At 69.6% G+C, this 8879-nt stretch carries 6 protein-coding genes and 1 pseudogene; 2 read left to right on the forward strand and 5 right to left on the reverse strand.

What is annotated here, in order from left to right; genetic code table 11:
* Positions 1-67 precede the first annotated feature (67 nt).
* The 5 genes from WD341_RS15340 to WD341_RS15360 all read right to left on the reverse strand — a co-directional run bounded on the left by WD341_RS15340 (position 68) and on the right by WD341_RS15360 (position 7898).
* The gene (locus tag WD341_RS15340) at positions 68-2179 is read right to left on the reverse strand and encodes a dipeptide ABC transporter ATP-binding protein (RefSeq protein WP_368426349.1); all 2112 of its coding nucleotides are present in this window, start codon (positions 2177-2179) and stop codon (positions 68-70) included.
* Positions 2180-2196: 17 nt separating this feature from the next.
* A complete protein-coding gene (locus tag WD341_RS15345; RefSeq protein ID WP_368426350.1) occupies positions 2197-3432 on the reverse strand; it encodes an ABC transporter permease subunit in 1236 nt (411 codons plus the stop codon).
* 12 nt (positions 3433-3444) lie between these two features.
* Positions 3445-4383 (reverse strand): ABC transporter permease, encoded by a 939-nt coding sequence (locus WD341_RS15350; RefSeq protein WP_368426351.1) that lies wholly within the window; start codon positions 4381-4383, stop codon positions 3445-3447.
* A gap of 155 nt (positions 4384-4538) precedes the next feature.
* On the reverse strand, positions 4539-6218 hold the full coding sequence (locus WD341_RS15355; RefSeq protein ID WP_368426352.1) for an ABC transporter substrate-binding protein: 1680 nt from the start codon (positions 6216-6218) through the stop codon (positions 4539-4541).
* Between the two features lie 396 nt (positions 6219-6614).
* Positions 6615-7898, reverse strand: a complete 1284-nt coding sequence (locus tag WD341_RS15360; protein WP_368426353.1) for an alpha/beta fold hydrolase — start codon at positions 7896-7898, stop codon at positions 6615-6617.
* 115 nt (positions 7899-8013) lie between these two features.
* Between WD341_RS15360 and WD341_RS15365 the strand changes: the two genes are divergently transcribed.
* The gene (locus WD341_RS15365; protein ID WP_368426354.1) at positions 8014-8712 is read left to right on the forward strand and encodes an NUDIX domain-containing protein; all 699 of its coding nucleotides are present in this window, start codon (positions 8014-8016) and stop codon (positions 8710-8712) included.
* A 33-nt stretch (positions 8713-8745) separates the two neighbouring features.
* Positions 8746-8879, forward strand: a pseudogene (locus WD341_RS15370) (cysteine synthase A); the annotation flags it as partial.

An 8879-nucleotide genomic window follows, 5' to 3' on the forward strand; every position in this document is an offset into this window, starting at 1 on the left:
GCCGCCTCCCCAGCCGGGAGGCGGCGCCGTCGTTTCGTCGCCTGGGTGGCGAGGCGAGCCGAGGCGGCTACTCCGCCGCCGCGTCCTCCTTCGCCACCTGCTCGATCACCGGCTCGACCGCCCGCAGTTCGGCAAGCTCGATGTGGCAGAGGATCTCGTGGCCGGGCGCGTCGATGCGGTTCGGCGGCACCTCCGTCTCGCAGATCCGGCCGATCTTGCGGTGGCAGCGCGTATTGAAGGGACAGCCCTTCGGCGGGTTCATCACCGAGGGCAGAGAGCCCTCCAGGATGATCCGCTTCTTTCGGATCGAGGTGTCGGCGATCGGCACGGCCGACAGCAGCGCCTCGGTGTAGGGGTGGTAGGGCGGCGAGAAAACCTCGTCCGTGGTGCCCTGCTCGACGATGCTGCCCAGGTACATGACCACGATCCGGTCCGCCAGGTAGCGGACCAGGCTGAGGTCGTGGCTGATGAACAGCAGGGTCGTGCGGTAGCTGCGCTGGATATCCATCAGCAGCCCGGTCACCGCCGCCGCGACCGAAACGTCGAGTGCCGAGACCGGCTCGTCGGCGACGACCATCGAGGGATTGCCGGCGAAGGCGCGGGCGATGCCGATGCGCTGCTTCTGGCCGCCCGAGAGCTGGCGCGGGCGCCGGCGTGCGAAGTCGCGGGGCAGCTTGACCAGGTCGAGCAGCTCGAGGACCCGCTGCTCGATCTTGCGCTTGTCCTTCTCGATGCCGAACTTCTTGAGCACCCGGGCCAGCTGCGCGCCGATCGTATGGCTCGGGTTCAGCGTGTCGAAGGGGTTCTGGAAGATCATCTGCAGCGAGCCGATCTCCTCGGGCGTGCGCGACTGCACCGGCTTCTGCCCCAGGTCCTGGCCGCGGAACTCCACCGTGCCGTCGGTCGCGCTCTCCAGGCCCATCAGGACCTTGGCGAAGGTCGACTTGCCGCAGCCCGATTCGCCGACGATCGCGACGGTCTGGCTCTCGCGGGCGGTGAAGGTGATCTGCTCGTTGGCCTTGACGTGGCGCACGGTCCGGCCCTTGAGGATCGCGCCGAAGGAGTTGTCCGAGATCTCGTAGTACTTGCGCATGCGCTCGACCCTGAGCACCTCGGGGCCGCTCTCCGTCGCCTCCGTGGAGACGCCGTGCGGCCGGTAGGTCTGCCAGTCGATCTCGTCCCAGCGGATGCAGCGCGCGGCATGGCCGGGCTCGTCCGGGATCTCCTCCATGGGGATCGGGGCGGCATCGCAGCGCCCGGCGACGAAGTGGTCGCAACGCGGGCCGAAGTAGCAGCCCGTCGGCCGCTCGTGGGGCAGCGGCAGCTGGCCGCGGATCGGCACCAGGGGCCGCGAGGTCTTGTCGGCGCCGGGCAGCGGAATGCAGTCGAACAACCCCTGGGTATAGGGGTGGCGCATCTCGTCGAAGACCTCCTCGACCGTGCCGGTCTCGACGACTTGGCCGGAGTACATGACGTTGATCCGGTCGCAGGTCTCCAGGATCAGGCCGAGGTTGTGGGAGATGTAGACCATCGAGGTGTTGAAACGCTCGGCGATCTCGCCGATCAGCTCGATGATGCCGGCCTCGACGGTGACGTCGAGGGCGGTCGTCGGCTCGTCGAGCAGCAGCAGCTTCGGCTTCGACAGCAGCGCCATGGCGATCACCACGCGTTGCTGCTGGCCGCCCGATATCTGGTGGGGGTAGGAACGGAAGACCCGCTCCGGGTCCGGCAGCTTGACCGCGGCCAGCATGTCGAGGGCGCGCTCCGCGGCCTTGGCCTCGGTCATGCCCTTCTCGTGGTAGATCGGCACCTCCATCAGCTGGCGCCCGACCTGCATCGAGGGGTTCAGCGAGGCCATGGGCTCCTGGTAGACCATGGCGATCTCGTTGCCGCGCAGCTGGCGCAGCTCCTCCTCGCTGAACGACAGCATGTCGCGGCCGTTGTAGAGGATCTGGCCGCCGACGATCCGGCCGTTGCCGCCGAGATAGCGCATGATCGCCAGCGCCACCGTCGACTTGCCGCAGCCCGACTCCCCGACCAGCCCGATCGCCTCGCCCTGGTGGAGCGTCATGCTGAAGTCGATGACCGCCGGGATCTCGCCGGCCCTGGTGAAATAGGACAGGCAGAGGTCGCGGCACTCCAGCACCGGCGGTCCGAACTGCTTGTTCTTGTCGCGCATCGGCTCGGTCGCTCCGGTCAGTCTCTGAGGGAGATCTCGCGCAGCGCGTCGGCGAGCAGGTTGAAGCCGAGCACCAGCGAGGACAGGGCCAGGCAGGGAATGATGATGCCGTGCGGCGCCTGCTGGGCGACCTGCCGCGCCTCGGAGATCATCTTGCCCCAGTCCGGGTCCGGCGGCGGCAGGCCGAGGCCGAGGAAGCCGAGCACGCCGATCGTGATGACGGTGTAGCCGAGCCGCAGCATGGCATCGACGATGATCGGGCCGCGGGCGTTCGGCAGCAGCTCGATGAAGAGGATGCGCCAGACCGGCTCGCCGCGCGTCTCAGCGGCCATGATGTATTCGCGCGAGCGCAGGTCGAGCGCCAGGGAACGGACGATGCGCATGATTCCCGGCGCCGAGGCGAAGGTCACCGCCAGCACGATGTTCAGGCCCGAGGGGCCGATCACGGTGATGATCACGACGTAGAGCACGACCGGCGGGAACGACAGGATGACGTTGGAGACGTAGGACAGCACCGAATCGATCCAGCCGCCGCGGTAGCCCGCCCAGAGGCCCATCGGGATGCCGACGAGGTAGGCGCTGACGATCGCCAGCGGTGCGTAGATCAGCACCTGGCGGGCGCCGAAGATGAGCCGGCTGAGAATGTCGCGGCTCGACTTGTCGGTGCCCAGCCAGAAGGTCCCGACCTGGTACTTGCCGACCGAGCTCTCGTGGCTTTCCAGCACCTCCAGCCGGTCCTCCAGGACATCGCCCTCGTTGCCGATGGCGGCGCGGCGCCGGCTCAGGCCCTCGGCCTCCTCGGGGTTGCTGTCCCGCAGGTCCTGGATCTGGCCCTTGAGCGCACTGCGCTCCTCGTCGATCGCCGCGACGCGCGCCTGCAGCTCGGCGACCTCGGCCTGCAGCGCCGCGAAGCTGTCGTAGCCGGCCGCCTGCGCCGCATCCTCCTCGTCGATCAGCGTTCCGAGCTCGCTGGCAGGGCGCTCGGAGGCGGCGGTGACGCGCACGCCCGAGCTACCCTCCAGGATCACCGGGGTGCCCGGCGGCGCGTTGGAATAGCCGGGGAAGCCCGAGTTCGGATGGAACACCAGGCCGGCCATCAGGAACAGCTCGCAGAAGATCGCCATCAGCACCCAGAAGCCGACCAGCGCGGCGCCGACCATGCCGATCCAGCTCTCGCGCAGCAGCGCGACGCTCCTGAAGAAGCGCAGGTAGAAGGGCGGGCCCTTGGGCAGCGTGTCGGCGGCGACGGCCATGGCGCGACTCTCCTAGTCGAACCGCAGGCGCGGATTGAGGAAGCGGTAGCCGACGTCTGAGATCAGCTGGGAGCCCACCGCCACGAAGACCGCGACCAGGCAGGCCGCCTCGATGATGAAGATGTCGCCCGCCAGGGAGGCGTCGAGCAACAGCTTGCCGAAGCCCCGGTAGGCGAAGATCGCCTCGGTGACGACGACGCCTGAGAGCAGCCAGTTGAGCTGCAGCATGATCACCGTGAAGGGCGCGATCAGGGCGTTGCGCAGCGCGTGGCGGGTGATGATCCGGCCAAACGGCAGGCCCTTCAGGCGCGCCGTGCGGATGTAGTGGGTGGTCATGACCTCGGCCATGGAGGCGCGCGTCATGCGCGCGACGTAGCCGACGTCGTAGAGCACCAGCACCAGCACCGGCAGCACGATCGCCGACCAGTCCCAGCCGGCCGACATGGCGGCGGTGCCGGGGAAGATCGGTATCAGGTAGACGAACAGCACGATCAGCAGCGGCGCCGTCGCGTACTCCGGGATCGAGGTCGTGACGATGGTGAAGGTCGAGACCGAGCGGTCGAGCGCCGAGCCCTCCTTCATCCCGGCGAGCACGCCCAGCACCAGGGCGATCGGCACCATCACCAGCATCACGAGACCGCCCAGGATCGCGGTATTGACCAGTCGCGGTCCCAGGATTTCGGCCACCGACTGGCCCTTGTAGAGGGTCACCGACTCGCCGAGGTCGCCGCTGAGAATGCCGCCGATCCAGGTGAAGTAGCGGACGTAGATCGGCTCGTTGAAGCCGTTCTGCTCGAGCCAGAGGGCGCGCGCCTCTGGCGCGGAATAGGGCCCGAGTACCTTGACGGCCAAGTTCTCGACATTGACCTCCAGCAACAGGAAGACCAGCACCGAGACGCCCAGCATGACCAGGACCATCTGGCCGAGACGGCGCGCGATGAACACCAGCATGCGCCCTTAACCCCCTGTTCCGGACGGGTGCGCCTTCCGCTGCGCCGAAGGCTTCCTGCTTTGCCCGTGCCTTCGTTGAGCGAGGCACGGTGCCGGGTCGGACCGGCCGGCGGCGCCACCGCCCCCCCCCCCCCCCCCCCCCGCAACTCTCAGGCTCAGCTGTCGATCCAGGTCTTGCTGAACTGGTGGTACTGCGTCGGGTGCGCGGCATAGCCGTGCACCTTGTCGCTGGTCGCAGTGAAGACCGCCCGCCAATAGGGCTGCGAGATGACTGCGTCGTCCTGCAGGATCTTCTCGACCTTCTCCATGGCCTTGCGCCGCTCCTCGACGTCGAGGATGCCGCTCGCCTCGGTCAGGGCCTCGTCGAACTCGGGGTTCGAGTAGCCGGTCTCGTTCCACGACACGCCCGTGCGGTAGGCCAGGTTGAGCACCATCACGCCGAGCGGGCGGTGGGTCCAGGTCGTGGCGCCGAAGGGCGTCTTCTGCCAGATGTCCCAGTAGTTCGGGTCCGGCCGGATGTTCAGCCGGATGCCGGCCGGGGCCAGCTGGTCGCGCGCCGCCTCGGCGGTGGTGACCGTGAACTGGTAGTTCGGATGGACGTCGATGGTCAGGTCCAGGCCGTCCGCGTAGCCGGCCTCGGCGAGCAGCGCCTTGGCCTTCTCGATGTCGCGCTTGATCGGCGGCAGCTGGAAGTACTCGGGGTGGATCGGCGAGACGTGATGGTTCTCGCCGGGCGCGCCGCGGCCCCGGTACGCGAGCTGCAGCAGTTCCTCGTTGTTGAGCGCCGCCAGCACCGCCTGGCGCACCCGCCGGTCGTCGAAGGGCTTGGCGTCGACGCGCATGCGCATGACGTGGGTCTGGGCGGTCACGACCTCGTGCAGAACGCTGTTGTCCAGGTCCTCGACCTGGGCGATGGAATCGACGTCGACTTCGTAGACGTGGTCGACCTCGCCCGAGGCCAGCGCCTGGATCGGCGCGTTCATGTCGTCGCCGTGATCCAGATAGAGGATCGAGTCCAGGTAGTACTCGCCGCCCCAGTAGTCCTTCTTCTTGGTCAGCAGGCAGCGCTCGCCGATGTTGAACTCTGTCAGCTCGAAGGGGCCGGTGCCGATCGGGTTGGCGGCGAAGTCGGCGTCGTAGTCGACGCCGAAGCCGCGGTGCACGATCGCCGTCGGGTAGTTGTAGAGGTTCTCCGGGATCGCCAGCTCGGCCGCGGAGAGGTGCAGGCGCACCGTGTGGTCGTCGACCCGCTCGACGGCGTCGCTGCGCATGGTGCGCTTGCCGTCCGCGTCCTCGTCCGTCATGCCGCTGAACAGGCCGACGTTCGAGGAGCCGACCGCCGGGTCGAGCCAGCGGGTGAAGTTGTGGATCACGTCGTCGGCGTTGAAGTCGTCGCCGTTCGACCACTTGATGCCCTTGCGCAGCGCGAAGGTCCAGGTCTTGAGGTCGTCGGAGGCCTCCCAGCTCTCGGCCAGGTAGGGCACGGTGACGTTGTCGACGCCGGTCAGGGTCAGGTACTCGATGACCGCCCGCGTCTGGTTGGACATCTGGGTCCAGTCGTAGGTCGCCGGCTCGTCCATGCGCTGGACGCGCATCGAGGAGCGCAGCTGCCCGCCCATCTTCGGCGTCTGCGCCACCGCCGGGCGGATCAGGCCGCCCTCGCGGCCCAGGATCTTGTCGGCGGTCGCGTAGGCGACGCCGGCACTGACGCCCAGCAGGCAGGCCGTGCGCAGGAAGTCGCGACGACCGATCTTCTTCTCGCGAAGCTGCTGACACAGCTCCGGCACATACGGATGGACGCGCTTGCCCTGGGCGTCCTTGATTTCCTTCGCCATGCTCGTCTCCCTCGTGGCTCTCTCGTTCGGACGCCGGCAATTGCCGCGCCTATCCTGTCAGGCCATCAGACAAGGCTTCCGAAGGGTTGCCCGGCCGCTCAAGACATCGCGCCCGGCCGACGGCCGGGCGAGGTCTCGCGGTCCCTTGCGAACGGGTCCCTCCGCGGTCACCGGAGGCCGCGCCTCCACCGAACGCGGGCGGGCGCCGACTGAGGCTCCCCCACGAAAACACTCTCCTGTTCTCCCTGCGCCGGGTTGTCCCGGTCGCCTTTCGTTTCCCAGGCCATCGGCTGAAAACGTTACAGACTTTACGGTGCGGCGTCACCCGCAAGTTTCTTTCCCACGACTTCCGCTACCCCACCTGCGACCTGCCGGCCAAGCGCGCCGGAGCGCCGCTCACGCGAGCTCCGTGTCGATCTTGACCTCGCTCTGCAGGGTGCGATGGACCGGGCACTTGTCCGCGATCTCGAGCAGCCGGTCGCGCTGCGCCGCGTCCAGCTCGCCGCCCAGTTCGATCCGCCTGGCGATCCGGTCGATGCGGCCATCCCGGGTCTCGCAGTCGGCGCAGTCCTTGGCGTGGACCTTGGCGTGGGTCAGGGTCACGGCGACCCGCCCCAGCGGCCAGCCCTTGCGCTCGGCGTAGAGCCTCAGCGTCATCGAGGTGCAGGCCCCCAGGCCCGCCAGCAGCAGGTCGTAAGGGGTCGGCCCGCTGGCGTCGCCGCCGCTCGCGACCGGCTCGTCCGCGGCCAGGCGGTAGCGCCCCGCGCGAATCTCCTGGGCCAGCCGCCCGCCGCCGCTCTCGGCGACGACGACGGTGCCCTCCTCGACCGGCTGGCCCTCGGGCGAGGTCGCGCCGGCCGGCTCCGCGACCGCCTGGCCGGCGACCGAATCCACGGGCTCCGGCTGCTGCGCCGTGTCCGGCAGGTAGCGCCCGGCCCAGGCCGCCAGCACCTCGGCGACGTACTCGGCATCGCGGTGGCCGGTCAGCAGGTGGTCGGCGTCGTCCAGGGAGACGAAGGACTTCGGATGCCTGGCCGCCAGGAAGATCTTGCTCGCGTTCTCGATGCCGACGATCTGGTCGCGCGGCGAGTGGAAGATCAGCAGCGCCCGCCCCAGGGCGGCGATGCGCTCGGCCAGCCGGTGCTCCTCGATGTCCTCGAGGAACTGCTTCTTGATGCGGAAGCTGCGGCCGGCCAGGACGACCTCGGCCTCGCCGCGCTCCTCGATCTCGGCACGGGCCTCGGCGAAGTGGCGCCGGACCTGCGCGGGCTCGGCCGGCGCGGCGATCGTCGCGACCGCCCGCACCTCGGGAATGTCGTCGGCAGCCGCCAGCACGGCCGCGCCGCCCAGCGAATGGCCGACGAGCAGGCCGGGCGCGAGGCCGCGCTCGCGCAGATGATCGGCGGCGTGGCGGAGGTCCGCGACGTTGGAGGAGAAGTTGCTGTTGGCGAACTCGCCCTCGCTGTGGCCGAGCCCGGTGAAATCGAAGCGCAGCACGGCGAGGCCCCGCTCTGCCAGGCGCTCGGCGATGCGCCGGGCGGCGAAGATGTCCTTGGTGCAGGTGAAGCAGTGGGCGAAGAGCGCCGTCGCCCGCGGCTCGCCCTCGGGCAGGTCGAGGCGCGCGGCCAGCTCCAGGCCGCCCTCGCCGGCGAAGGTGAACTTCTCGCTACGGATCGCCATGGTGCCGGTCTCCCCTTGGTCCGAGATCGCCGCGCCGCCCGCCGGCGCTGGGACATTGTGACCGCAACAACCGCGGGCTTCCACCGGCCTCGCGGCTTCGCTAGCTTGCCGCGCCATGGACAGAAGCTTCGACGAGGGCGCGGTCGAGATCCTCGAGCGCACGACCCTGCATCACCACTGGCTGCGGGTCGACCGCTTCCGGCTGCGCCACCGCCGCTTCGCCGGCGGCTGGACCGCTGCGCTGGACCGCGAGATCCTGGTGCGCGGCGAGATCGCCGTGGTGCTGCCCTATGACCCCGAGCGCGACGAGATCGTGCTGGTCGAGCAGTTCCGCCTGCCGGCCTTCGTCGGCGGCGGCGACGCCTGGCAGATCGAGCCGGTCGCCGGCATGGTCGATCCCGGCGAGGGCGGCCCGGCCGCCGCGCGCCGCGAGCTCGCCGAGGAGGCGGGCCTGGCCTGCACGGCGCTGGTCGAGGCCTGCCGCTACTTCCCCTCGCCGGGCGGCAACAGCCAGCGCATGCACTTCTACCTCGCCCGGGTCGACACCGCCCGCGCCGGCGGTCTGTTCGGCATGGCGGCCGAGGACGAGGACATCCAGGTCCACATCCTGCCGGTCGCGCGCGCCTTCGAGCTGCTCGACGCCGGGCGCTTTCAGGGCGGCCCGACGCTGATCGCGCTGCTCTGGCTGGCGCGCCACCGCGAGCGCCTGCGCGCCGAATGGCTTGCCGCCGACAGGACCGCCGACGCGACCGCCGAGGCCCCGGGCGCGGGCGCTGGCGGGGGCGCGGTTGCCGCCCCCCGGGGCGGCGCGTAAGCTCGCCGCCCCTGCCACAGGAAGAGCCACGGGATGGATCTGCGCGACGGCTTCATCGGCACCATCGGCGGAACGCCGCTGATCCGGCTGCGCCACGCCTCCGAGGCGACCGGCTGCACGATCCTGGGCAAGGCCGAGTTCCTCAACCCGGGCGGCTCGGTCAAGGA

It is taken from the genome of Tistlia sp. (assembly GCF_040905785.1).
In the GTDB taxonomy this organism is placed as follows: domain Bacteria; phylum Pseudomonadota; class Alphaproteobacteria; order Kiloniellales; family DSM-21159; genus Tistlia.

Excerpts from the sequence above, each read along its gene's own strand:
- WD341_RS15340 (WP_368426349.1), bottom strand. The coding sequence starts at position 2,179 with ATGCGCGACAAGAACAAGCAGTTCGGACCGCCGGTGCTGGAGTGCCGC.
- WD341_RS15345 (WP_368426350.1), bottom strand. The coding sequence starts at position 3,432 with ATGGCCGTCGCCGCCGACACGCTGCCCAAGGGCCCGCCCTTCTACCTG.
- WD341_RS15350 (WP_368426351.1), bottom strand. The coding sequence starts at position 4,383 with ATGCTGGTGTTCATCGCGCGCCGTCTCGGCCAGATGGTCCTGGTCATG.
- WD341_RS15355 (WP_368426352.1), bottom strand. The coding sequence starts at position 6,218 with ATGGCGAAGGAAATCAAGGACGCCCAGGGCAAGCGCGTCCATCCGTAT.
- WD341_RS15360 (WP_368426353.1), bottom strand. The coding sequence starts at position 7,898 with ATGGCGATCCGTAGCGAGAAGTTCACCTTCGCCGGCGAGGGCGGCCTG.
- WD341_RS15365 (WP_368426354.1), top strand. The coding sequence starts at position 8,014 with ATGGACAGAAGCTTCGACGAGGGCGCGGTCGAGATCCTCGAGCGCACG.